Below are 22,431 nucleotides of genomic sequence, written 5' to 3' on the forward strand. Positions count from 1 at the left end.
TCACGGACCATCGCCGCTCGGATCGACGCGGCCTCGGATCCTCGCTACGCAAGAAGGATTTCGGGGCTCAATAGCGAAGATCACCGGCGAATTCCTTCTCCCATCAGCAGAGTTCATCGCTCACACCGCGCCGACACCGAACGCGAGTCCGAGCACATAGGTAATCGCAGCCGCACCGAAGCCGATCGCCAGCTGCCGGAGACCGCGCCGCAGCGGCGGACCGCCAGAGAGAATGCCCACCATCGCTCCGGTCGCCAACAGCGCGACGCCGACCAGCAGAAGGGCCACGAGAATAGCGGTGAGCCCTTCGAGTCCGAAGATCCACGGCAGCACGGGAATGATCGCTCCGGAAGCAAACAGGAAGAAGCTTGAAAGTGCAGCGGTCCAGTCGCTGCCGACGATGTCGTGATCCGCAGAGTTTGCGTGCGTGCGGAGCGGGCCAGTGACGCTGCGCCGCGCCCCTTCCTGAGCGGCAGCGATAACGCGGCGAGAGCGTGCCAGCGCCTCGGATTGGTCCATGCCGCGAGCCCGATAGACGAGCGCGAGCTCGTTCTCGTCGATATCCAGGTCGCCAGCGGAGATCGCCGCATCCTCATTCGCCTCAGTGGACGCGAGCAGCTCGCGCTGCGATCGCACCGAGACGAACTCCCCCGCTCCCATCGAGAGGGCTCCAGCCAGGAGCCCGGCGATCCCGCTGAACAGAACGAACGCGGGTGCGACGCCAGTTGCGCCGATACCGAGCACGAGGGCGAGGTTGCTCACCAGGCCGTCGTTCGCGCCGAACACCGCGGCACGGAATGAGCCGGAAAGCCGTCGCCTGCCACGTGCTGCAAGGCCGCGGACGACCTCGTAGTGGATCTTCTCGTCGGCGCGCATCGCGGGAGTCGCGTACTTCTCGGTTTCGTACGGCGACCTGGCTTCGGCGCTCTGCGCAAGCACGAGAACGAAGATCGATCCGAAGTGGCCCGCCATCCATCCGAGCAGACGCGAGCGAAACCCTGCGCGAGGAAGCCGTGAAGGCTCTTCACCGAGCAGATCGAGCCAGTGCTGCTCGTGGCGCCGTTCGGCGTCCGCGAGGTTCTGCAGAATCTCCTTCTCCTCACCGCTCTTGCGGGAGGCGAGCTTCTGGTAGACGAGACCCTCTGCGCGCTCCTCAACGAGGTAGCGCGCCCAGCGACGTCGATCTGCTTCGGTCGGCTCTGGGGTGGCCGGCGCGCTCATGAGTCCTCCGGTTCGGGGTGTTTCGGGCGAGTTCAACCGTACTTGCGCATTCGTCGTCGAACGCGCGAAAGCCTCGGATTGTCAGCATTTCGGGGTTCCTAAGGAGCCCCTGCATTCAGGAGCGGACGCGCTTGCGCAGAACTTCGATCCGCGACTGCAGCTGGGTCACCGTGGCCTGAGCAACAGCAGGACCACCGCAGATGCGGCGGAGCTCGGCGTGGACCGCGCCGTGCGGTTCACCTGCCTGGCGTGCGTACAGGCCGACCAGACTGTTCAGCAGCTGACGCTGCTCCCGAAGCGTGCGGTGCAGAGGCTGCGGCAGCGTCGTGACAGCCTCAGGGCCAGCCTGAGCCTCTCGAGCCTCCCGCAGGCGAGACTGACGAGACTGACGCTGCATGAGCAGCTCGTGCACGTGCTCCGGCTCGAGGAGTCCTGGAATGCCGATGAACTCCTCCTCTTCAGGAGTTCCGGGTTCTGCGAGCTGCCCGAATTCCTGCCCTTCGAACACGACACGGTCGAAGTGCGCGAGTGAGGAGATCGCCTGATAGCTGAACTCCTGAGTGAGCGCGTCGGATGCTTCTTCCTCGCGGTTGGCGCTCTCGAGCAGAGAATCCTCGAGCCCGTCATCGTCTTTGGTCTGACGATCCAGCGCATGGTCACGCTGCTTCTCGAGCTCGTTGGCGAGTCCCATCAGCACGGGGACGTTCGGCAGGAACACGCTCGCGGCCTCGCCACGGCGTCTGGCGCGCACGAACCTGCCAATGGCCTGCGCGAAGAACAGCGGTGTCGAGGACGACGTGGCATAGACGCCGACAGCGAGCCGCGGCACGTCGACGCCTTCGGACACCATGCGCACCGCGACCATCCAGCGAGAGTCGTTCTGACTGAACTTCTCGATGCGCTCGGATGCTGCAGCATCATCGGAGAGCACCACGGTGGGCCGCTGCCCCGTGAGGCTGTGCAGGATCTTGGCATACGCACGGGCGACCGTCTGATCGGTGGCGAGCACCAGCCCCCCGGCATCCGGCACGTGATGTCGAATCTCCGTCAGTCGTCTGTCTGCGGCTGACAGCACCGCCGGCATCCACTCGCCCTCAGGATCGAGGGCGGTGCGCCAGGCCTGAGAGGTGACGTCCTTCGTGTTGTCCTGTCCGAGATGCGCTTCCAGCTCGTCTCCGGCGCTGGTGCGCCAGCGCATCTTGCCGGAGTACATGTGGAACAGCACGGGACGGACGACACCGTCGGCCAGGGCGCGACCATAGCCGTAGGCGTAGTCGGTCGATGATACGCGGCCGCCCGATTCGTCGGGCGCGTAAGTGACGAACGGGATCGGGGCGGTGTCGCTGCGAAAGGGCGTGCCGGACAGAGACAGACGCCGCTTCGCCGGACCGTAGGCGTCACGGATCGCGTCGCCCCAGCTGAGCGCATCACCACCGTGATGCACCTCATCGAGGATCACCAGCGTCTTCGCATCCTCAGTGAGGTGACGGTGCACCGAGGACTTCGCGGCCACCTGCGCGTAAGTGACCACGACCCCGTGATACTGACGCGATGGCGCCCAGTGACTGTTGCGGAAACGCGGATCCAGACGGATGTGCACACGTGCCGCAGCATCCGCCCACTGCGTCTTCAGGTGCTCGGTCGGCGCCACCACGATGATGCGGTTGACCTCACCCATCCGCAGTAGCTCGACCGCGAGAGTGAGCGCGAACGTCGTCTTGCCTGCACCCGGTGTCGCCGCAACCAGGAAATCTCTCTGATCACGCACGAAATAGAGATCAAGCGCTTCCCGCTGCCATGCGCGAAGCTTGTCTGCCGTCCCCCATGGGGCGCGCTGGGGGAAGGACGGAGAGAGCATCAGTCCAAGGGTAATAGCTCCCGCGCTAGGATCGGTCGATGTCGAAGGAGAGCGTGATGACCGATCAGGAACCGTCCAGGGCCCCATTCGTCTCCAACGAAGGTCCCCATCCGTGGCACCGCTTCGTTGCAGTGGGTGATTCATTCACCGAGGGGATCGGTGACCCCGATCCGAACGCGCCCGGAGGCAACCGCGGCTGGGCGGATCGGGTCGCCGAAGTGCTCGCGACCCAGGTCGACGACTTCGCCTACGCCAACCTCGCCGTACGCGGCAAGCTCATCGCACAGATCGTCGCCGACCAGATCGAGCCCGCCGTCGCGCTTCATCCCGATCTGGTTTCTATCTGCGCTGGTGGCAACGATGTCATCCGCCCCGGCACGGATCCAGACGACATCGCGGCACAACTCGATGATGCCGTGTCTCGTCTCGCGTCCACGGGTGCAGCGATCATCCTGTTCACCGGCATCGACACGGGCTTCACACCCGTGCTCCGCGCATTCCGCGGCAAAGTGGCCATCTACAACGAGAACGTCCGCGCGGTCGCCGAGCGGCACGACTGCATTGTCGCTGACCAGTGGGCGCTGAAGACCGTGCAGGACTCGCGCTTCTTCGATGACGACCGGCTGCACTACAACGCACTCGGACACCACGAAGTCGCCCGCATGGTTTTGCGTGCACTGAACGTCCCCAATGATCTGCAGGCGATGCAGCCCGATCCGCTCCCGGTTCGCACGTGGCGCGAAGCGCGCACCGAAGACTTCGGCTGGGCCAGGGAGCACCTGGTGCCGTGGGTGCTGCGAGGCGTGCGTCACCAGTCCTCGGGAGACCTCATCACCGCCAAGCGGCCCGAACCGTCACCTGTGTTCCTCGTCCCTGACGACAAGCGAAGCACCGAGTAGCGCGGTCAACTCGTCAGGGCCCACAGCGCGACCGCGGCGGCGGATGCCACGTTCAGCGAGTCCACTCCCCCGCGCATCGGAATCGTGACGACGACATCAGCGGCCTCCAAGGCCACGGACGAGAGACCGTCGCCCTCGGTGCCGAGCACAAGGGCTACCTTCTCCGGCCGGTTCGCAGCGTAGGCACCGAGCGGCAGTGCGCCTTCGCTCAGTGCGAGCGCAGCGAGCTCGAAGCCGGCCGCGCTCAGTTCGGCAAGCCCCGCCTCGCGATCGGTCATCCGCGTCCACGGCACCTGGAAGACCGTGCCCATGCTCACCTTCACGCTGCGACGGTAGAGCGGGTCAGCGCAGCGGGGGGTGAGCACCACAGCATCCGCCCCCAGCCCGGCAGCGGCACGGAAGGCAGCGCCGACGTTCTGATGCTCGATCAGGTCCTCCAGCACGAGCACGACGCGTGAGCCTTCCAGCACCTCAGAGATGCTCGGAAGCGCGGGGCGATGCATGGATGCCAGTGCTCCACGGTGCACGGCGAAACCGGTGACGTGCTCGGCGACGGTGTCTCGGACGACGTAGACAGGTGTCGCTGAATCGACCAGAAGCCGTTCCAATCCCGGCAGCCATCGCTCTTGCGCGAGCACTGAGCGAGGCGTATGCCCTGCGCCGAGCGCGCGTTCGATGACCTTCGCCGATTCGGCGATGTATAGCCCGCCCGCCGGCTCCTGCACACGACGAAGGGCGGTGTCGGTGAGGTTGCGGTAGTCGGCCAGACGCGGGTCGGATGCGTCGTCGACGCGCTCGATGTGCATACCGACAACTCTGCCATCGCAACGTCCCACGATCGCGCCGCACCGTAGACTCGTCGAGGAGGTTCCGTGACTGCGACGATCAGTACTGCACTGGCTGCCGACATCGCGAAGTCGGCCGAACTTCTGCGCGGGCGCCGCATCGCTCTTCTCACGGGGGCGGGAATCTCCACCGATTCCGGTATTCCCGCCTATCGCGGCGAGGGAGCACGCACCAGGGCCGATCCCATGACAGGGGCCCGTTATCTCGCAGACGAGGCAGCGCGGCGCCGCTACTGGATCGGCGGACACCTCGGCTGGAAGGCATTCGCTTCCGCCCAGCCGAACAGAGCGCACATCGCACTCGCAGATATGGAACGCGATGGTCTGGTCACCGGAGTGATCACGCAGAATGTCGATGGACTGCACCTGCGGGCGGGCAGTTCACGAGTGGTCGAGGTTCATGGCACCATGCGCCGTGTACTCTGCCTGCAGTGCGGGCAGGTCTTCGACCGCCGCGACATCGCTTCTCAGATCGAAGAGCGCAATCCCTGGATCACGGTTCCCGAGAACATCGTGCTGAACCCGGACGGCGATGTCGCGCCGGAGAGCACAGATGACTTCATCGTGCCGTCGTGCACAGTATGCGGCGGAATGCTGAAACCCGATGTCGTGTTCTTCGGCGAGTTCGTCCCCGTTGATCGCTTTCGCGCCGCGGAATCCCTGCTGCGCAGCAGCAATGCTCTGATCGTTGCCGGCTCTTCGCTCGTCGTGAACTCCGGAGTCCGCATCGTCGAGCGGGCCAGGCGCCGCGGCATCCCGCTCGTCATCATCAATCACGAGCCGACCCGCGCCGATCCGTGGGCGGACGTCGTACTCGCCGGAGGCACGGGTAACGTGCTTCCCACTCTCAAGGAGCAGCTCACGTGACCCTCATCACTCTCGTTCGCCACGGCCAGACGGACTGGAACCTCGCGCGTCGCATCCAGGGTTCGACCGATATTCCGCTCAACGAGACCGGGCGCAGCGACGCGCTCGCCGCCGCTGCGCTTCTACGCAGCGAGACGCACCACGTCATGTATGCGAGTCCCCTCATCCGGGCGCACGAGACTGCCCGCATCATCGCATCCGAGCTGGGTCTTACCGACCCCACGATCACGCATGGCATGCGCGAACGCGATTTCGGAGAGGGTGAAGGGCTCCTGGTGCAGGAGTACCTCGAGCGCTTCACCGACTGGCATGGCGCTCCTTCAGGTGCGGAGACGCTCGACACGGTGCGCGATCGTGCGCTCACAGCCCTTGAGACGATTGCTCGTGAGTCACGGCGCCGTTCCGCCCCCGCAGCAGAGTCGGTGATCGTCGTCACGCACGGCGGCGTCATCCGGGCACTGCTCCATCACGCTTCCGGCGGCACCTTGCCCCGTGAAGGTGATGTGCTGCGGAACGGCTCTGCCTACCGCTTCGAGCTGGCACCTGGCCTGCTGCGACTGCTCGAGCCTGTTTCGATCTAGGCTCGCGCGGCTAGGGATCTGGCGTGCCGCAGCAGCGGCTCGTCGATCATCCGCCCTTGGAATCGGAACACGCCGCGCTCACCCTCGGCTGCCTTCAGCACCTCTTGCGCCCAGGCGAGCGTGTCCGCATCAGGCGCGTACGCTGCGCGGATCGTGGACACCTGCCCAGGGTGGATGCACGCTGACGCGTGGAACCCGGAAGCCGCAGCATCCTCTGCCTCGGCCGCGAGCCCTTCGACGTCTTCGATCGAGATGTAGACGGCATCGATCGCCGCCTTGCCGTGCGCCCCGGCCTCCATCAGCACACGCGCCCGCGTGTAGCGTGCCGCATCGCGGTAGCGGCCGTTCGCGTGTCTGCTGGAGGTGCCGCCCAGCGAGGCGATGAGATCCTCAGCGCCCCACATGAGCGCGCAGACCCGATCGTGAGCCGCGAGTGCGCCCGCGGCGCTCACGCCTCGAGCGGTCTCGCAGAGGGCGATCACTGAGAACGACGGGTCGAAGACATCCAGCAGTGCCGCGTCCTCGGCTTTCGCGACCATCACCGTGCGGAACGGCGAGTGCTGGAGCATTTCGAGATCCGCAGAGAAGTCCGACGTGTCGGGCGCGTTCACCCGCACGATCACGCGCGTGGGGTCAAGATCGGATGCCGCAACGTGCGCCCGAGCAGCTGTCTTGCTGTCCGGGGCGACGGCGTCCTCAAGATCGAGGATCACGGCATCCGCCCGCTCGGCCGCTTTCGCGAAGCGCTCGGGGCGATCACCGGGGCAGAACAGCAGCGCCGGTCCCAGCGTGAACCCCATCAGCCCTCCTCCGGTCTGCAGTACATGAGCGCGGTGCGCGTGGCCGTAGCGACGACGACGCCGTCCTGGTTGCGTCCGGTGTGTGTGATCGTGACGATCCCCTGACCCGGGCGAGAGTTCGAGAGTCTCTTCTCGGTGATGACGCTCTCGGTGTAGAGCGTGTCACCGGCGAACAGCGGATGGGGAAAAGAGATGTCGTGCAGGCCGAGCTGCGCGACCAGCGTCCCCTGCGTGAGCTGAGCCACCGAGGCACCCACCATCGTCGAAAGAGTCCACATCGAATTGATCAGGCGCTGACCGAACTCGCCCGCTTCTGCGAATGCCGCATCCAGATGCAGTGCCTGCGTATTCATCGTGAGCGTGGTGAACAGGACGTTGTCGGCCTCTGTCGCCGTGCGCCCAGGACGGTGCAGGTAGCGCGCACCCACCTCGAACTCTTCGAAGTACAGGCCGCGCTGGATGATGTCTGTCATACGAGCCCCAATCCGCGTGCGATCACCAGCAGCTGCACTTCGGTCGTTCCCTCGCCGATCTCGAGGATCTTCGAGTCACGATAGTGGCGGCCGACCGAGAACTCGTTCATGAAGCCGTTTCCGCCGAAGATCTGGGTCGCGTCGCGAGCGTTGTCCATGGCGGCATCTCCCGCTGCGAGCTTGGCGATCGCGGCTGCTTCGGCGAAGGGCCTGCCCGCGTCGCGCAGACGTGCCGCGTGATGCCAGGCGAGGCGCGCGGTGTGCACTCGAGCACGCATGCGCGCGAGCGTGAACTGTGCGTTCTGACGCGTGCTGAGGGCTGCCCCGAATACCGTGCGGCTTTTGGCATACTCGACAGCTGCCTCCAGGCATCCTTCCGCAGCCCCCGTCGAGAGCGCGGCGATGGCGATGCGGCCCTCATCGAGGATGCTGAGGAAGTTCTTGAACCCGCTCCCCCGCTGCCCGACCAGGTTGCCCTCCGGAACGCGGACCTCGTCGAACGTCAGAGGGTGTGTGTCAGAGGCGTGCCAGCCGACCTTGTCGTACGCCGGCTCGACGGTGAATCCGGGGGTGCCGTTGGGCACGATGATCGTGGAGATCTCTTTGCGACCGTCGCTCTCACCGGTGACCGCGGTGACCGTGACGAAGCGCGTGATCGGCGTGCCCGAGTTGGTGATGAACTGCTTCGATCCGTTGATGACCCACTCGCCTGCGTCCAGACGCGCCGTCGTGCGAGTCGCCCCTGCGTCGCTGCCTGCTTCGGGCTCGGTCAGTCCGAAGCCGGCCAGTGCACGACCGGCAAGAAGATCGGGAAGGAGCTCTTCGCGCTGGGCGTCATCGCCGAACCGGAAGACCGGCATCGCACCGAGGCTGACGCCCGCCTCCAGGGTAATGGCGATGGACTGGTCGACGCGGCCGAGCGCTTCGATCGCGAGGCACAGCGCCATGTAGTCACCGCCCTGGCCACCGTGATCCTCAGGGAAGGGCAGCCCGAAGAGTCCGAGCTCACCCATCTGGGCGACGACGTCCATCGACAGCGTGTGCGTGCGGTCGGCCTCGTAGGCCTGCGGCGCGACGACGACATCGGCGAACTCGCGCACCATGGCGCTGAGTTCGGTTTCCTCTTCAGTGAGATCGATGGTCATGCTGCTCCTTCGTCGGTCTGGTCTGCGGTCACGGTCGCGACTGCTTGATCTCGTCGCACCTGGTCACCGACGGCGACCAGCAGGTGCACAGTGCCGTCGTGCGGCGCGAGCACCGGATGCTCCATCTTCATCGCCTCGATCGAGACGAGCGGGTCGCCCTGGGACACGCGTACGCCGTCGGAGACGTGCACCGCGACGACGCTTCCCGGCATCGGCGCACGCGCCTCGGGAGAAGTCGCAGCAGCTTCTGGCTGGCGGCCAGCGAGCTCATGCCGCATGCGGGCGCGCCGATCGAGCGGCCTCAGCCGCACGGAGCTCCCCTCCTCGCTCACCCAGATCGCGCCGTCGGCATCGATCGCGGTGGGAAGCATAGCCGCGGCGCCGCTCGCCGTGGGCTCGCTGCTGGCTGCATCCATCAGCGCCCCAGCATCCACCAGCGCCCCGGCATCCGTCAGGAATGCGACCTCCCGCGCACTCGCATCCGCCAGCGCCGCCCACACCCCGCCCGCGCGAGAACTCGTCTGCGCGGCGAGAATTGCGCTGGCAGCAGCCGTCTCGTCGCGCAACGCGATTCTCGCGGCGTCGACCATCTGCGGCGACGCGACTGCAGCCGGAACAGGAAGCAGCGTGTCGACGAGTCCTGTGTCCAAGTCGCCGGACCGCACGCGTTCGTTCTGCAACAGCATCCGCAGGAAGGCGATGTTCGTCTCCACACCGAGGATCGTCGTCCGTGTAAGAGCCGCATCGAGCCTCTCGAGCGCAGAATCGCGATCGGGAGCGTAAGCGATCACCTTCGCGATCATCGGGTCATAGAACCCGGTAACTTCGCTTCCGGTCTCCACCGCGGCATCCACCCGCACATCTCCTGGCGCATCGAATCTCAGCACGCGCCCAGTGGACGGAAGGAATCCGCGCTCTGGTGACTCCGCGTAGATTCGGGCTTCGACCGCATGCCCTGTCACCACCGGCGCAGCCGGAAGCCTCTCGCCGGCGGCGACCGACAGTTGCAATGCGACGAGGTCGAGTCCGGTCACCGCTTCAGTCACCGGATGTTCCACCTGCAGTCGCGTGTTCATCTCGATGAAGAAGAAGTCCTGCGGTGAGTCCGCATCGATGAGGAATTCGACAGTCCCCGCACCGACGTAGTCGACGCTCTCGGCCGCACGCACTGCCGCGTCGAACAGCTTCTCTCGTACCCCGTCAGGAAGACCCGCGGAAGGCGCCTCCTCGATCACTTTCTGGTGGCGGCGCTGCAGGGTGCATTCGCGCTCGCCGAGTGCGATGACGGTACCGTGTGCGTCTCCGAAGATCTGCACCTCGATGTGGCGCGGCCTCGTGATGAGGCGCTCGAGCAGCAGCGCGTCGTCGGAGAACGCTGACTTTGCCACGCGCCTGGCAGAAGCGAGTGCATCGTCGAGGTGCGCTTCAGAGGAGACGACCTCCATACCCTTGCCGCCACCACCCGCGCTCGGTTTCACGAGCATCGGGTATCCGACTTCACTCGCCCGCACGGCGATCTGGCCGTCGCTGAGCCCTGCCGCATCGAATCCTGGCACGACCGGAACACCGCGAGAAGCTACCTGCTCCCGGGCCGCGACCTTGTCCCCCATGATCTTCAGCGCCCCGGCGGAAGGCCCGATGAAGACGATCCCGGCCTCGGCGCAGGCCTGGGCGAGGGCGACGCTCTCAGACAGGAAGCCGTACCCGGGGTGGATCGCCTGGGCGCCGGACTCGCGCGCAGCGCTCATGACGGCATCCACATCGAGATAGGACTCGGATGCTGGCGCCGGACCGATCCGTACAGCAGTGTCGGCTTCACGGGCATGCGGAGCATCCGCGTCGGCATCGCTATACACGGCGACGCTCCGGATTGCCTGCTCACGAAGAGTGCGCATGATGCGGCGGGCGATCTCGCCACGATTGGCGACGAGCACGGTCTGAAAGCTCATGGTCACATCCTGAAGACGCCGAAGCGCGGTTCTGGGAGGGGGCTGCGGGCGATGACATCCAGTGCGAGACCGAGCCGCTCGCGTGTCTCGTCGGGGTCGATGATCCCGTCGTCCCATAGGCGTGCGGTGGCGTAGTAGGGCTCTCCCTGGTCTTCGTACTGTGCCCTGATCGGGTCTTCGAAGGCGCTGCGCTCTTCGGGATCCCAGGACTCGCCGCGGGCCGTGAGCTGGTCCTCTTTGACGGTGGCGAGCACAGATGCTGCCTGGTTGCCGCCCATCACCGAGATGCGACTGGCCGGCCACGTCCACAGGAAGCGCGGCGAGTACGCCCGCCCGCACATCGAGTAGTTTCCGGCGCCGAAGGATCCGCCGATGATGACGGTCAGCTTCGGCACGCGGGTGGTGGCCACAGCGGTCACCATCTTCGCGCCGTCCTTCGCGATGCCGCCTGCCTCGGCGACCGAGCCGACCATGAAACCCGTGATGTTCTGCAGAAAGAGCAGCGGGATGCCGCGCTGGTCACACAGCTCGATGAAGTGGGCACCCTTGAGCGCGGACTCGCTGAACAGCACCCCGTTGTTGGCGACGATGCCGATCGGGTGACCGTGTAGACGCGCGAAGCCGGTGACGAGGGTCGTGCCGTATTCGGCTTTGAACTCGCGGAAGGAGTCGCCGTCGACAAGCCGGCTGATCACCTCGTGCACGTCGTACGGGGCGTTGACGTCGACGGGGACCGCACCGTACAGACTTGACTCGTCTTCGGGGGCGACGGATGCCGCGATCTCCCACGCCGGAGCCGCGGGCGCAGGCAGGGTCTGCACGATGTCTCGAAGGATCTCGAGGGCGTGCTCGTCGTTCTCTGCCAGGTGGTCTACGACGCCGGAGCGGCGGGCATGGAGTTCGCCGCCCCCCAGTTCCTCTGCGGTGACGACTTCGCCGATCGCCGCTTTCACAAGTGGCGGTCCGCCCAGGAAGATCGTGCCCTGATTGCGGACGATGACGGTCTCATCGCTCATCGCCGGGACATAGGCGCCGCCCGCCGTGCACGAACCCAGCACCGCCGCGAGCTGCGGAATGCGCTCAGCGCTCATCCGCGCCTGATTGAAGAAGATGCGCCCGAAGTGGTCGCGGTCAGGGAAGACTTCATCCTGCTTCGGAAGGAAGGCTCCCCCGGAATCGACCAGGTACAGACAGGGAAGACGGTTCTCCAATGCGATCTCCTGCGCGCGCAGATGCTTCTTGACCGTCATCGGCAAGTAGCTGCCGCCCTTGACTGTCGCGTCGTTGCAGATGACCATGACGTGGCGGCCGTGCACCAGTCCGATTCCTGCGATCACGCCTGCGGCCGGCACCTCGCCTCCGTACAGGCCTTCTGCCGCGAGGGGGGCGATCTCGAGAAAGGGGCTTCCCTCGTCGAGGAGTCTCGTGATGCGCTCACGAGGCAGCAGCTTGCCTCTGGCGACGTGACGCTCCCGCGCACGCTCAGGGCCGCCTGCGGCCGCACGATCGAGTCGTTCGCGCAATTGTGCTGCGAGCGACTGCTGTGTCACTGTCATCGTGACGTCCTCCTCGACTCACGTAGTGGCATCCACCGTGCATTAACGGTTAGTGTTCACTAACCCGACAATTTTAGGTTAGCGAGCGTTAACTGAAATGACAAGCCCTCTCACCTCTCGTGACCGCGCGAAAGCCGAACGTGCCGACGCACTTCTGCACGAAGCCGCCCGCCTTTTCGCCGCACGAGGCTATTCGGGCGTGAGCTTGGAAGACATCGGCGCTGCTGTCGGCGTATCGGGCCCTGCCGTCTACCGTCATTTCAATGGCAAGCAGGCGCTCCTGGGCGCTGTCCTGGTGAAAGTCAGCGAAGACCTCGTCGTCGGCGGCACGGCAGTGGCTGAGGAAGCCGCGGGCACCTCCGAGAGAATGCGCGCATTGATCGCGTTCCACGTCGACTTCGCGCTCGGCAACGCCGACATCATCCTGGTTCAGGATCGCGATCTCGCACACCTCTGCGACGAGGATCGCGCCGCCGTGCGCACGCTGCAGCGCGCCTACATCGGACTGTGGATGTCGACGCTTGTGCCCCTTCTCGACGCATCCACAGACGAGCTGAGACTGCGGGTGCAGGCGTGCTTCGGTCTGATCAACTCGACACCGCACAGCACCCGCAGCGCCTCACGATCCACGAGAGCCACCGCCGCCGTGCTCAGAGAGATGGCGTACGCAGCATTGCTCGCACCCGTCGGCTGAGGCCGGGGTGACAGCCCGGTCAGCGCAGGAGCATCGCGCGACCCGGCTGCTCGAGAATGTCCGCGACATCCTTCACGAATCGGGCCCCCTCTGCGCCGTCGACGATGCGATGATCGAAGGACAGACTCAGTGTCATCACCTGCCGAAGCGCGATCTCGCCCTGGTGCTCCCACGGCATGCGGCGAACAGCTCCGACCGCGAGAATCCCCGACTGGCCAGGAGGCAGGATCGGAGTGCCGGCATCGATGCCGAACACACCGATATTCGTGATCGAGAATGTGCCGCCGGCGAGTTCTGCCGGCGTCGTCTTTCCCGATCGCGCTGTCTGAGCCAGCACGGTCAGCGCGTCCGCGAGTTGCGGCAGCGTCATGCTGTCTGCGGCACGGATGTTCGGCACGATGAGCCCACGCTCCGTCGCCGCGGCGATTCCGAGATCGACGTAGTGGTGCTGCACAATCTCGCCGGCCTCTTCGTCCCACCGCGAGTTCAGTCCGGGTGTGCGGCTCAGAGCCAGGCACGCGGCCTTTGCCACGACGACGAGTGGACCGATCTTGTGCGCGGTCAGTTCGCGATCTTCACGCAGTGTCGCGATGAGCTCCATGGTGGCGGTCACATCCACCGTGTGGAAAGTCGTCACGTGCGGTGCGGTGAATGCACTCTGCACCATCGCCGCAGCGGTGTGCTTGCGCACACCCCTGATCGGGATGCGAGTTTCGCGCGCGTCGGTCGTACCTAGAACGCTGATGGCCAGATGCTGAGGTGCTGGCGCATCCGTTCTCGCACCGACACGCTCGGCGTAGGCATCGATGTCTTCACGAGTGATCACGCGATCGCCGACTTCAGCGGCGACCAGGACGATGTCGACGCCAAGTCGCTTGGCATGTGCGCGCACCGGGGGCGTCGAGCGCGGCCGTTCACCGACCCTCACGGTCGCCGGCGCTTCATCAGGAAGCACATCGTGCGGTGCCGCCTCCAGCACGGCGGTGTCCGCGGGAACCGTGCTCCCCATGACACGACGCACACGGCGCATCGGACGCTTCTTGCTCGATGGGGCAGCACCATATCCGACGAGGTTCGGTGGCGTCGCCTCCGTGTCGTCAGCATCCGCGTTCTCAGTCTGCGCGGCGCTCTCCTCGCTGCCAGGCTCGGGCTCGGCAGCGTCGTCGCCGGGGACGTCGAAGGCGATGAGCGGCGCGCCCACCGCGACGGTCTCTCCCGCTTCGGCGTGCAGCGTTGAGACCGTGCCCTCGAAGGGAGACGGAAGCTCGACGACGGCCTTTGCCGTCTCGACCTCGGCGAGCGTCTGGTTCAACGTCACGGTATCGCCGGGGGCCACGAGCCACTGGACGACTTCGGCGTCGGTAAGCCCCTCGCCGAGGTCTGGAAGATGGAATTCCTGAATCATGACTCGGCTCCCGCAAGGCTGTTCGGTCGATCGAGTACGCGGTCGACGGCATCCAGAATCCGATCGAGGTCCGGAAGATGGAACTTCTCCAGCTTCGCGGGCGGATAGGGCACATCGTGGCCGGTGACGCGCACAGGCGCCGACTCGAGGTACTCGAAGCACCGCTCGGTGATGCTGGCGATCACTTCTGCTGCGACGCCCGCCTCACGGGAGGCTTCATGGGCGACGACGACGCGTCCTGTGCGCCGAACGGATGCGGCGATCGTTCCGTAATCCACCGGTGAGAGTGAGCGCAGATCGATGACCTCCAGCGACAGCCCCTCGTCCTCTGCGGCAGCTGCGGCATCCAACGCCGTCGACACCATCGCCCCGTAGGTGATGACTGTGACATCAGCCCCTGGGCGGACGACACGCGCAAGCCCCATCGGCGACGCATCCGCGAGTGAGGCGTCGAGATCGACCTCACCCTTGTGGTGATAGAGCCGCTTCGGTTCGAAGAAGATGACCGGGTCATCCGAGGCGATCGCCTGCTGCAGGCATCGGTACGCATCCTGCGGATTGGAGACCGCGATCACGCGCAGGCCGGCAGTGTGGACGAAGTAGGCCTCGGGCGACTCCGAGTGATGCTCAGCCGCCCCGATTCCTCCCGCCCAGGGGATCCGAATCGTGATCGGCATCTTCACGCGCCCCTGTGTGCGGTAGTGCAGCTTGGCGACCTGCGAGACGATCTGATCGAAGGCCGGATAAACGAACCCGTCGAACTGGATCTCGACGACGGGACGATAGCCGCGATACGCGAGCCCGACTGCAGTGCCGACGATGCCCGATTCCGCCAGAGGCGTGTCGATGACGCGCGCCGCCCCGAACTCATCGAGGAGACCGTCGGTGATGCGGAAGACACCGCCGAGCTTGCCGATGTCCTCCCCCATCAGGACGACCTTCGGTTCGTCTTTCATCGCTTTTCGGAGGCCGGCGTTCAATGCCTTGCCCAATGTCATCTGAGTCATGTCACACCTCTTCGAACGACGCGAGATACGCGGCATACTCTTCGCGTTCGCGGTCGATGCCGCAGTGCGGTTCTGCGTACACCCCGTCGAACACGGCGAGCGGCTCGCGGGTGACCATGCCGAGGCACGCGGCTCGCATCTCTCGGGCGATTTTGTCGGCATCGGCGTGCGCAGCAGCGATCTGCTCGTCGTCGATCTCGCCGAGGCCGCGAAGATACGCCTCGACGCGAGCGATCGGGTCGCGTTGCTTCCATGATTCGAGCTCTGCGGGATCGCGGTATCGGGTCGGGTCATCCGACGTCGTGTGCGGCCCCATGCGGTAGGTGACAGCCTCGAGGAACACCGGCCCCTTGCCCGATCGCGCATGCGCGAGTGCCCAGCGCATGGCCGCCATGCAGGCGAGCACGTCATTGCCATCGACACGCAGGCTCGGGATGCCGAATCCGGGTGCTCGCCCGGCGATCGGGTACTGCGATTGCACTGTCACCGGCTCAGAGATCGCCCAATGGTTGTTCTGGCATACGAAGACGACCGGGGCCTGGTAGGAGGCGGCGAAGACCATCGCCTCGTTGACGTCTCCCTGGCTGGTCGCACCGTCACCGAAGTAGGTGACGGCAACTTCAGGAGCCTGCTCGTGCTTGATGCCCATGGCGTAGCCCACCGCGTGCAGAGTCTGCGCGCCGATAATGATCTGCAGTGGGGCTACCCGCATCTCCAGGGGATCGAACGGCGCCCCTTCTTCGCCGCGCCAGACCCGCACGAAGTCACCTGGCTGCGCGCCGCGCGCGTAGAGGACCCCGGTCTCGCGGTAGCTGGGGAAGACGAAGTCGATCGGATCGATCGCGCGGGCCGTGCCGATCTGCGCTGCTTCCTGGCCGTTGCAAGGAGCCCAGAGACCCAGTTGCCCCTGACGCTGCAGGGCGATGCCTTCGGAATCGATCCGACGCAGGATCACCATGTCGCGGTGCAGCCCGCGAAGCTGCGCTGCATCAACGTCAGCCACGAGCGCATCGAGCTCAGGGTTGCTCAGTCGGGTTCCATCCGGCGCGATGAGTCTCTCAACAAGCTCAAGATCTTGGCCGGTGTCTGTGTTCGGGGTGGTTTGCGATGACATCTTCGTCCTCCTGACGGGTGAGTCCCTCGTGAGGACCAGCACGCCTGACGCCGACGGCTCCGTCGGTCACTTCGAGCGTACGTCCGTTCATCAGCACGCTCAAGCATTCACAGTTTGCTTGAGCATGTTGCCCAATAATGCCGTTTGTCACCTGCTAGGGTTTGGCACTATGTCCACGCTTGATCGAGTAGATCTCGAACTGCTCATTGCGCTGTCGGAAGACCCCAGAACCACCGTCGTCGCGCTTGCCGAACGTCTGGGCCTATCGCGCAACACCATTCAGGCGCGAATGGCCAGGCTCGAGCAGACTGGCGTGTTCCTCTCCTACGAGCGATCCTTCTCAGCAGAAGTGCTGGGCTTTCCTCTGCAGGCGTTCATCAGCATCGGACTCCGACAGACCGAGCTGCCACGGATCACCGCAGAGCTTGCGCGCATTCCCGAGGTTCTTCAGGTGCACGGACTGAGCGGATCTATCGACCTGCTCGCGCGCGTCGCCTGCCGCGACGCCCGGCATCTGTTCGATACAGACGCCCGCATTCTGTCGATCGAAGGCGTGGAACGCACGGAGACCTCGCTCGCGATGGGCGAGGTGATCCCCTATCGCGTCGCGGGTCTCATCGGTCTCGCGAAACGGGAACCCTGAGGAATCGACGGATCGCACCAGCGGCCTCGGCGGGCGTCTCGTAGTGGATGAGGTGACCGACGTCTGCGATCTCCACCAGCTCGGCATCGGGGAACAGCGCCGCCAGACGCCGCTCGTCCTCGATAGGGGTGATGTCGTCGTGCTGCGCAGCCACCAGCAGCGTCGGCACGTCGATCTCGGGAGCGAACGCTCGCACATCGTTCGAGACGCTGGCGACGAACGCGTCACGCAGAACATCGCGATCGGCGAACCTCGAGAAGTACGTGTCGTGCTGATCGTGGATGAAGCGGCGCAGATCCGCGTCTGCTGTCTTCGCCATCGCGATGCTCGTTGCGCGCACGATCAGTCGGTTCCGTAGCAGCGCTGTTCCGATGCGCGCCGGGAGCTTCGCACCGAGCGCGTAATAGAACACGGCGAGCTTGGTGAGAATGCCCTTCGGTCCCTGCAGAGCAGGAGCGCCGATCGGGTTGATGAGAATCAGCTGCGGCGTCTGGAGACCGCCCGCGACGGCTGCAGAAGTCACGATCGACCCGAAGGAGTGGCCGAGGATGACAGCGCCAGGTGCGACAGCTGCTGCGAACTCGCGCAGCCACTGCGCGTATGCCTGGAGATCGTGGACACCGCCGGGAAGAGGTTCGGTCTCGCCGAAACCGGGCAGGTCGGGTGCGATCACGCGGAGCTCGGGAAGGAAGGCGAGCACCGGCTCCAGACCGTGATGCTCGCCGCGGAATCCGTGCACCGCGATCACCGTCACCGGTTCCATCGAGTCGGTAGCGGGGCCGTACACCCAGTACGCGGTCCTACCGCCAGAGACCTCGACCTCGTGCCGCTCGACGGGAAGACGACTCAGCCTGTCGGCATATGGCGATGGCACGGGCATGCCTTCAGTCTACGGGCGCGCCTGCGCCGCAATGTCCGAGGCCATCCCTAGCGTGAGAGGTGACAGAGGAGAAGTTCATGGCACTCGATCTGGAATTGCCGGCCTGGCTCGGTCGCATCGGCGTCTTCGACCTCGAGACGACGGGAGTCGATGTCGGGACCGATCGCATCGTCACCGCATACGTCGGTGTGCTCGATTCCCGCGGCGACGAGGTCGCCGCACGATCATGGATCGCCGACCCTGGGGTGCCGATTCCAGACGGGGCAGCCGCCGTGCATGGGATCACCACCGAACGCGCTCAGCGCGAAGGCCGAGATGCCTGCGAAGTAGTCGCCGAGATCAGGTCCTCGCTCAGCTCGCTGTTCGCGCAGGGGCTCCCTGTGGTCGCCTACAACGCCTCGTATGATTTCTCACTGCTCGCGCATGAGTGCCACCGGCACGGTGTCGCGGTTCTCGAGGCACCCGGTCCGGTCATCGATCCACTGGTGATCGACAAGGCAGTCGACCGGTACCGCAAAGGCAAGCGCACTCTCGAGTTCGTCGCGCAGCACTATGGAGTGACGCTCGACGGTGCGCACGAGGCATCCGCAGACGCCATCGCTGCCGGCAGAGTCGCACAGGCGCTCGCACGGGCGTTCCCGCTCGCGACGTCCGCGCAAGAACTGCACGCACAGCAGATCGGCTGGGCGCGGACGCAAGCTGAGAGCCTTACCGAGTACTTCATCCGCATCGGTCGCATCGATCCAGAAGATGCTCTCGACGGGCAGTGGCCTGTGCGAGAAACGGCGCACGAAACGCGCTGAGAACACAAGGAAGGCCCCGCCGAAGCGGGGCCTTCCTTTCGTTGCGGGAGCTTACTTGCTGCCGCCGAAGCCCTTGAAGCGCTGGTTGAACTTCTCGACGCGACCGGCCGAGTCCATGATGCGCTGCTTACCCGTGTAGAACGGGTGCGAAGCAGAGGAGATCTCGACGTCGATGACCGGGTACTCCGCGCCATCCAGCTCAATCGTCTTGTCGCTGGTGACCGTCGAGCGGGTCAGGAACGTCTCGCCCGAGCCGAGGTCGCGGAACACGACGTTCTTGTAGTCGGGGTGAATGTCAGTCTTCATGCGGAATCCTTGGATTGCGGGGTGCGTACAGAATGAAAGTCAAAGGGTGCAGAAGCACCAAGGGTCAATATTAGCAGATGCCGAGCTCAGGACGTGGCACGCGCCGCGTAGCGTCCGTCTTCGGCCGAGAGCGCGATCGGCATTCCGAAGGCTTCGGCCAGAGCATCCGGCGTCAGCGTCTCTTGGATCGGGCCCGCGGCGACGATGGCGCCTTCGCGAATCAGCAGCACGTGAGTGAATCCAACCGGTATCTCTTCTACGTGATGGGTCACCATGACCATCGCCGGCGTCGTCGGAGATGACGCGTAACCGCTGAGGAGGCTCAGAAGCTCCTCACGCGCCCCGAGATCCAGCGAAGCAGTCGGCTCATCGAGAAGCAGAAGTTCGGGATCGGTCATCACTGCACGCGCAATCTGCACGCGCTTCTGCTCGCCATCGCTGAGCGTTCCGAAGGTCCGATCGGCGAGGTGGTCGAGCTTCCACTCCCCCAGTACACGCAGCGCGCGGCGCTCGTCGATGTTCTCGTACTTCTCGTTCCACCGGCCGGTCACTGAGTAGGCAGCGGTGAGCACGACGTTGAGGACTGTCTCCTCGCGGGGGATGCGCCTTGCCATCGCCGAGGACGCGAAACCGATCCGCGGGCGGATCTCGAAGACATCAGTGCGCCCGAGAGTCTCGCCGAGGATCGTCACGGTTCCACCCGTCGGGTGCATGAGCGTGTCGGCAAGCTGAAGCAGGGTGGTCTTGCCCGCTCCGTTCGGGCCGAGCACCACCCATCGCTGGTCGTCTGCGACCTGCCAGGTCACATGATCGACGATGTTGCGCCCGTCACGGCGCACGACGACATCGGTGAAATCAAGAGCGCTCGGCATACTGCCCAGCCTAGACGCTCTCGTCCGTCAGCTCGGCGTAGAGCGACCGCGTCGTGTCGGCGATCGCCGCCCAGCTGAACTCATCCGTCGCACGCTCGCGCCCTGCCCGGCCGTACTCACGCGCCCGTGCAGGGTCTGAAACGACTTCGGTGAGAACCCGGGCAAGATCGGCGACGAACCGGTCCGGGTCAATCGGGGTGCCTGTACCGTCCTGCACCTGCTCGATGGGCACGAGTCGTCCGGTGACGCCATCAGCGACGACCTCGGGAATGCCGCCGGTCGCCGTGCCGACGACTGCCGCGCCGCACGCCATGGCTTCGAGATTCACGATGCCGAGCGGTTCGTAGACCGAAGGGCACACGAACGTGGTCGCTGCGGCGAGAATCGCGCTGAGCTCATCTCGCGGCAGCATGCGCTCGATCCAGATCACTCCCCCGCGCGTCTGCTGCAGCCGCCCGACGCCTTCTTGGATCTCGGTCATTATCTCGGGCGTGTCGGGCGCGCCCGCGCACAGCACCAGTTGCACATCAGCCGGCAGCAGCTCTGCGGCGCGAAGCAGGTATGGCAGGCCCTTCTGCCGCGTGATCCGCCCGACGAACACGACGGACGGCCGACTCGGGTCCATCCCGATCTCGTCGAGAAAGGCCGGATCGTTCACAGGACGCCACCGCTCTACATCGATGCCGTTGTAGATCACATGGATCCGCTCGGGGCTCACCTGCGGGTACGCGCGCAAGATATCAGCACGCATGCCCGCGGAAACGGCGATGATGGCATTCGCATTCTCGTACGCGAGCTTCTCCACTCCACCGGAGACGGCGTACCCGCCGCGGAGCTGTTCCGCCTTCCAGGGCCGCAGCGGCTCAAGGCTGTGCGCAGTGATCACGTGCGGGATGCCGTGCAACTGTGCGGCGAGGTGACCGGCGAAATTCGCGTACCAGGTGTGACTGTGCACGAGATCGGCACCGGCAACGTCGCCGACCATCAACAGATCGGTTCCGAGAGTCTGCAGCACCTGGTTCTGCCCCAGAAGCTCGGCAGGCGTCCGATAGGACGTCGTGCCCGGTTCTGACCTCTCAGCGCCGAACGCACGCACCTGCACGTCGAGGGAGGATCGCATCGCTGCGACCAGTTCCGAAACGTGCACTCCCGCGCCGCCGTAGATCTCCGGCGGGTACTCCTTGGTGATCATGTCGACGCGCATGCTTGAACGCTAGTACAGCGACACCTTCGGGTTCTATTGTGGAGCCATGGCAGCCCCAAAGAAGGTTTTCGGCATCATCCTCGCCGGCGGAGAGGGCAAGCGTCTCATGCCGCTGACAGCAGACCGCGCGAAGCCTGCTGTGCCCTTCGGTGGCCAGTATCGGCTCATCGATTTCGCGATCTCAAACCTCATCAATTCCGGGCTCCGGCAGATCGTGGTACTCACTCAGTACAAGTCGCACAGCCTTGATCGCCACATCACCCAGACCTGGCGGATGTCTTCGCTGCTCGACTCCTACATCACCTCGGTGCCCGCCCAGCAGCGTCTCGGCAAGCGCTGGTTCTCGGGCTCGGCCGACGCCATCCTGCAGAGCCTCAACCTCATCAATGACGAGACGCCGGACATCGTGATCGTGATCGGCGCCGATCACGTGTACCGGATGGACTTCCAGCAGATGCTCGATGCGCACATCGCCTCCGGCGCAGAGGCGACCGTCGCCGGCATCCGCCAGCCACTCGCCCTTGCGGACCAGTTCGGTGTGATCGACGCCGATCCGGACGGATCGGGACGCATTCGCGCGTTCCTCGAGAAGCCGACGGATGCTGAGGGCCTGGCGGACTCGCCTCACGAGGTCCTGGCCTCCATGGGCAACTACATCTTCAATGCGGATGCTCTGATCGCGGCCGTCGAAGCCGACGGCGAAATCGCCTCATCCCACCACGACATGGGCGGCGACATCGTCCCGTACTTCGTGGACCGCGGTACGGCCGGGTACTACGACATGAAGAACAACGACGTGCCAGGGTCTTCCCCGCGCGACCGTGCGTACTGGCGCGATGTCGGAACCATCGATTCCTTCTTCGACGCCCACATGGACCTCATCGCCACGCTGCCCGTCTTCAACCTGTACAACACGCTGTGGCCGATCCGCACGCAGAGCGTCAACGCGCCGCCGGCCAAGTTCGTCCGCGACGCCGTCGGTCGCATCGGCAACGCGATCGACTCGATCGTCTCGCCCGGTTCGGTCCTCTCCGGGACGCATCTGGAGCGCAGCGTGATCGGCCCTGGCACACTGGCTGCCGGCGGATCGACGATCACCGACTCTGTGCTGTTCGATGGCGTCGTCGTGGGTCAAGGGGCGAGAGTGCACAGAGCCGTCCTCGACAAGAACGTGGTGATGCTCGATGGCGCCACAGTCGGCGTCGACAGGCAGCGAGATCTGGACCGCGGGTATACCGTGACGGAATCTGGCATCACGATCGTCGGAAAGGGCGAGCTGGTCGAACTCTGATCAGGGCCGTACCCCACC

The 22,431-nt window shown here is 65.2% G+C and carries 22 protein-coding genes; 7 read left to right on the forward strand and 15 right to left on the reverse strand.

Going from position 1 to position 22,431, the window contains the following annotated elements; all coding sequences use genetic code 11:
* Window positions 1-120: 120 nt before the first annotated feature.
* Both ACTU6V_RS08250 and ACTU6V_RS08255 read right to left on the reverse strand, forming a co-directional pair.
* Window positions 121-1,221 carry a VIT1/CCC1 transporter family protein gene (locus tag ACTU6V_RS08250; RefSeq protein ID WP_443468228.1) on the reverse strand — a complete coding sequence of 367 codons (1,101 nt, stop codon included), beginning with the start codon at window positions 1,219-1,221 and terminating at the stop codon, window positions 121-123.
* A 115-nt stretch (window positions 1,222-1,336) separates the two neighbouring features.
* A complete protein-coding gene (locus tag ACTU6V_RS08255) occupies window positions 1,337-3,079 on the reverse strand; it encodes a DEAD/DEAH box helicase (RefSeq protein ID WP_443468227.1) in 1,743 nt (580 codons plus the stop codon).
* 56 nt (window positions 3,080-3,135) lie between these two features.
* Between ACTU6V_RS08255 and ACTU6V_RS08260 the strand changes: the two genes are divergently transcribed.
* Window positions 3,136-3,978, forward strand: a complete 843-nt coding sequence (locus ACTU6V_RS08260; protein WP_443475401.1) for an SGNH/GDSL hydrolase family protein — start codon at window positions 3,136-3,138, stop codon at window positions 3,976-3,978.
* Between the two features lie 5 nt (window positions 3,979-3,983).
* Here ACTU6V_RS08260 and ACTU6V_RS08265 read toward each other — a convergent pair whose 3' ends face one another.
* Window positions 3,984-4,784 (reverse strand): TrmH family RNA methyltransferase, encoded by an 801-nt coding sequence (locus ACTU6V_RS08265; RefSeq protein WP_443468225.1) that lies wholly within the window; start codon window positions 4,782-4,784, stop codon window positions 3,984-3,986.
* A gap of 66 nt (window positions 4,785-4,850) precedes the next feature.
* Here ACTU6V_RS08265 and ACTU6V_RS08270 point away from each other — a divergent pair, with 66 nt between their 5' ends.
* Together ACTU6V_RS08270 and ACTU6V_RS08275 are read left to right on the forward strand one after the other, a co-directional pair.
* Entirely contained in the window at window positions 4,851-5,690 is an 840-nt protein-coding gene (locus ACTU6V_RS08270; RefSeq protein ID WP_443468224.1) for a Sir2 family NAD-dependent protein deacetylase, read from the forward strand.
* Window positions 5,687-6,271 carry a histidine phosphatase family protein gene (locus ACTU6V_RS08275; RefSeq protein ID WP_443475402.1) on the forward strand — a complete coding sequence of 195 codons (585 nt, stop codon included), beginning with the start codon at window positions 5,687-5,689 and terminating at the stop codon, window positions 6,269-6,271. The genes ACTU6V_RS08270 and ACTU6V_RS08275 overlap by 4 nt, the downstream gene beginning before the upstream one ends.
* Here the strand turns inward: ACTU6V_RS08275 and ACTU6V_RS08280 are convergent.
* Genes ACTU6V_RS08280 through ACTU6V_RS08300 form a run of 5 tightly spaced genes read right to left on the reverse strand, consistent with a single transcriptional unit; the run spans window position 6,268 to window position 12,194 of the window.
* A complete protein-coding gene (locus tag ACTU6V_RS08280; protein WP_443468222.1) occupies window positions 6,268-7,071 on the reverse strand; it encodes an HpcH/HpaI aldolase/citrate lyase family protein in 804 nt (267 codons plus the stop codon). The two genes, ACTU6V_RS08275 and ACTU6V_RS08280, sit on opposite strands and share 4 nt — an antisense overlap.
* Complete coding sequence (locus ACTU6V_RS08285; protein ID WP_443475403.1) at window positions 7,071-7,544, reverse strand: MaoC family dehydratase; 474 nt, start codon at window positions 7,542-7,544, stop codon at window positions 7,071-7,073. The genes ACTU6V_RS08280 and ACTU6V_RS08285 overlap by 1 nt, the downstream gene beginning before the upstream one ends.
* Window positions 7,541-8,689, reverse strand: coding sequence for an acyl-CoA dehydrogenase family protein (locus tag ACTU6V_RS08290; RefSeq protein ID WP_443468220.1), 1,149 nt, complete (start codon window positions 8,687-8,689; stop codon window positions 7,541-7,543). The genes ACTU6V_RS08285 and ACTU6V_RS08290 overlap by 4 nt, the downstream gene beginning before the upstream one ends.
* Window positions 8,686-10,638 (reverse strand): acetyl/propionyl/methylcrotonyl-CoA carboxylase subunit alpha, encoded by a 1,953-nt coding sequence (locus ACTU6V_RS08295; protein ID WP_443475404.1) that lies wholly within the window; start codon window positions 10,636-10,638, stop codon window positions 8,686-8,688. The genes ACTU6V_RS08290 and ACTU6V_RS08295 overlap by 4 nt, the downstream gene beginning before the upstream one ends.
* 2 nt (window positions 10,639-10,640) lie before the next feature.
* Window positions 10,641-12,194, reverse strand: coding sequence for a carboxyl transferase domain-containing protein (locus ACTU6V_RS08300; RefSeq protein WP_443475405.1), 1,554 nt, complete (start codon window positions 12,192-12,194; stop codon window positions 10,641-10,643).
* Between the two features lie 97 nt (window positions 12,195-12,291).
* On the opposite strand from ACTU6V_RS08300, the gene ACTU6V_RS08305 reads away from it, so the two are divergent.
* Window positions 12,292-12,888 (forward strand): TetR/AcrR family transcriptional regulator, encoded by a 597-nt coding sequence (locus ACTU6V_RS08305; protein ID WP_443468217.1) that lies wholly within the window; start codon window positions 12,292-12,294, stop codon window positions 12,886-12,888.
* Between the two features lie 19 nt (window positions 12,889-12,907).
* Here the strand turns inward: ACTU6V_RS08305 and ACTU6V_RS08310 are convergent, their stop codons facing one another.
* Genes ACTU6V_RS08310 through pdhA form a run of 3 tightly spaced genes read right to left on the reverse strand, consistent with a single transcriptional unit; the run spans window position 12,908 to window position 16,414 of the window.
* Entirely contained in the window at window positions 12,908-14,293 is a 1,386-nt protein-coding gene (locus ACTU6V_RS08310) for a dihydrolipoamide acetyltransferase family protein (protein WP_443475406.1), read from the reverse strand.
* A complete protein-coding gene (locus tag ACTU6V_RS08315; RefSeq protein WP_443468215.1) occupies window positions 14,290-15,300 on the reverse strand; it encodes an alpha-ketoacid dehydrogenase subunit beta in 1,011 nt (336 codons plus the stop codon). Before ACTU6V_RS08315 ends, ACTU6V_RS08310 begins: the two co-directional genes overlap by 4 nt.
* 1 nt (window position 15,301) lies before the next feature.
* The gene (gene pdhA, locus ACTU6V_RS08320) at window positions 15,302-16,414 is read right to left on the reverse strand and encodes a pyruvate dehydrogenase (acetyl-transferring) E1 component subunit alpha (protein WP_443468214.1); all 1,113 of its coding nucleotides are present in this window, start codon (window positions 16,412-16,414) and stop codon (window positions 15,302-15,304) included.
* Between the two features lie 169 nt (window positions 16,415-16,583).
* Here pdhA and ACTU6V_RS08325 point away from each other — a divergent pair, with 169 nt between their 5' ends.
* Window positions 16,584-17,057, forward strand: coding sequence for an Lrp/AsnC family transcriptional regulator (locus ACTU6V_RS08325; protein WP_443468213.1), 474 nt, complete (start codon window positions 16,584-16,586; stop codon window positions 17,055-17,057).
* Here the strand turns inward: ACTU6V_RS08325 and ACTU6V_RS08330 are convergent.
* Window positions 17,029-17,937 (reverse strand): alpha/beta fold hydrolase, encoded by a 909-nt coding sequence (locus tag ACTU6V_RS08330; protein WP_443468212.1) that lies wholly within the window; start codon window positions 17,935-17,937, stop codon window positions 17,029-17,031. The genes ACTU6V_RS08325 and ACTU6V_RS08330 overlap by 29 nt on opposite strands.
* 77 nt (window positions 17,938-18,014) lie before the next feature.
* On the opposite strand from ACTU6V_RS08330, the gene ACTU6V_RS08335 reads away from it, so the two are divergent.
* Window positions 18,015-18,740, forward strand: coding sequence for a 3'-5' exonuclease (locus tag ACTU6V_RS08335; protein WP_443468211.1), 726 nt, complete (start codon window positions 18,015-18,017; stop codon window positions 18,738-18,740).
* A gap of 51 nt (window positions 18,741-18,791) precedes the next feature.
* Here the strand turns inward: ACTU6V_RS08335 and ACTU6V_RS08340 are convergent, their stop codons facing one another.
* The 3 genes from ACTU6V_RS08340 to glgA form a co-directional block, all read right to left on the reverse strand.
* The gene (locus ACTU6V_RS08340; RefSeq protein WP_417511774.1) at window positions 18,792-19,046 is read right to left on the reverse strand and encodes a type B 50S ribosomal protein L31; all 255 of its coding nucleotides are present in this window, start codon (window positions 19,044-19,046) and stop codon (window positions 18,792-18,794) included.
* A gap of 86 nt (window positions 19,047-19,132) precedes the next feature.
* A complete protein-coding gene (locus ACTU6V_RS08345) occupies window positions 19,133-19,918 on the reverse strand; it encodes an ABC transporter ATP-binding protein (RefSeq protein WP_443468210.1) in 786 nt (261 codons plus the stop codon).
* Between the two features lie 10 nt (window positions 19,919-19,928).
* Window positions 19,929-21,122: a glycogen synthase gene (gene glgA, locus ACTU6V_RS08350; RefSeq protein WP_443468209.1), complete on the reverse strand. Its 1,194-nt coding sequence runs from the start codon at window positions 21,120-21,122 to the stop codon at window positions 19,929-19,931.
* Window positions 21,123-21,168: 46 nt separating this feature from the next.
* Here glgA and ACTU6V_RS08355 point away from each other — a divergent pair, with 46 nt between their 5' ends.
* The gene (locus ACTU6V_RS08355; protein WP_443468208.1) at window positions 21,169-22,413 is read left to right on the forward strand and encodes a glucose-1-phosphate adenylyltransferase; all 1,245 of its coding nucleotides are present in this window, start codon (window positions 21,169-21,171) and stop codon (window positions 22,411-22,413) included.
* The last annotated feature ends 18 nt before the right edge of the window (window positions 22,414-22,431 follow it).

This window comes from Microbacterium zouquanmingi (assembly GCF_052266675.1).
Lineage (GTDB): Bacteria > Actinomycetota > Actinomycetes > Actinomycetales > Microbacteriaceae > Microbacterium.

Coding starts and splice junctions, on each gene's coding strand:
- ACTU6V_RS08250 (WP_443468228.1), bottom strand. CDS start 1,221: ATGAGCGCGCCGGCCACCCCAGAGCCGACCGAAGCAGATCGACGTCGC.
- ACTU6V_RS08255 (WP_443468227.1), bottom strand. CDS start 3,079: ATGCTCTCTCCGTCCTTCCCCCAGCGCGCCCCATGGGGGACGGCAGAC.
- ACTU6V_RS08260 (WP_443475401.1), top strand. CDS start 3,136: ATGACCGATCAGGAACCGTCCAGGGCCCCATTCGTCTCCAACGAAGGT.
- ACTU6V_RS08265 (WP_443468225.1), bottom strand. CDS start 4,784: ATGCACATCGAGCGCGTCGACGACGCATCCGACCCGCGTCTGGCCGAC.
- ACTU6V_RS08280 (WP_443468222.1), bottom strand. CDS start 7,071: ATGGGGTTCACGCTGGGACCGGCGCTGCTGTTCTGCCCCGGTGATCGC.
- ACTU6V_RS08285 (WP_443475403.1), bottom strand. CDS start 7,544: ATGACAGACATCATCCAGCGCGGCCTGTACTTCGAAGAGTTCGAGGTG.
- ACTU6V_RS08290 (WP_443468220.1), bottom strand. CDS start 8,689: ATGACCATCGATCTCACTGAAGAGGAAACCGAACTCAGCGCCATGGTG.
- ACTU6V_RS08295 (WP_443475404.1), bottom strand. CDS start 10,638: ATGAGCTTTCAGACCGTGCTCGTCGCCAATCGTGGCGAGATCGCCCGC.
- ACTU6V_RS08300 (WP_443475405.1), bottom strand. CDS start 12,194: ATGACAGTGACACAGCAGTCGCTCGCAGCACAATTGCGCGAACGACTC.
- ACTU6V_RS08305 (WP_443468217.1), top strand. CDS start 12,292: ATGACAAGCCCTCTCACCTCTCGTGACCGCGCGAAAGCCGAACGTGCC.
- ACTU6V_RS08310 (WP_443475406.1), bottom strand. CDS start 14,293: ATGATTCAGGAATTCCATCTTCCAGACCTCGGCGAGGGGCTTACCGAC.
- ACTU6V_RS08315 (WP_443468215.1), bottom strand. CDS start 15,300: ATGACTCAGATGACATTGGGCAAGGCATTGAACGCCGGCCTCCGAAAA.
- pdhA (WP_443468214.1), bottom strand. CDS start 16,414: ATGTCATCGCAAACCACCCCGAACACAGACACCGGCCAAGATCTTGAG.
- ACTU6V_RS08325 (WP_443468213.1), top strand. CDS start 16,584: ATGTCCACGCTTGATCGAGTAGATCTCGAACTGCTCATTGCGCTGTCG.
- ACTU6V_RS08330 (WP_443468212.1), bottom strand. CDS start 17,937: ATGCCCGTGCCATCGCCATATGCCGACAGGCTGAGTCGTCTTCCCGTC.
- ACTU6V_RS08335 (WP_443468211.1), top strand. CDS start 18,015: ATGGCACTCGATCTGGAATTGCCGGCCTGGCTCGGTCGCATCGGCGTC.
- ACTU6V_RS08340 (WP_417511774.1), bottom strand. CDS start 19,046: ATGAAGACTGACATTCACCCCGACTACAAGAACGTCGTGTTCCGCGAC.
- ACTU6V_RS08345 (WP_443468210.1), bottom strand. CDS start 19,918: ATGCCGAGCGCTCTTGATTTCACCGATGTCGTCGTGCGCCGTGACGGG.
- glgA (WP_443468209.1), bottom strand. CDS start 21,122: ATGCGCGTCGACATGATCACCAAGGAGTACCCGCCGGAGATCTACGGC.
- ACTU6V_RS08355 (WP_443468208.1), top strand. CDS start 21,169: ATGGCAGCCCCAAAGAAGGTTTTCGGCATCATCCTCGCCGGCGGAGAG.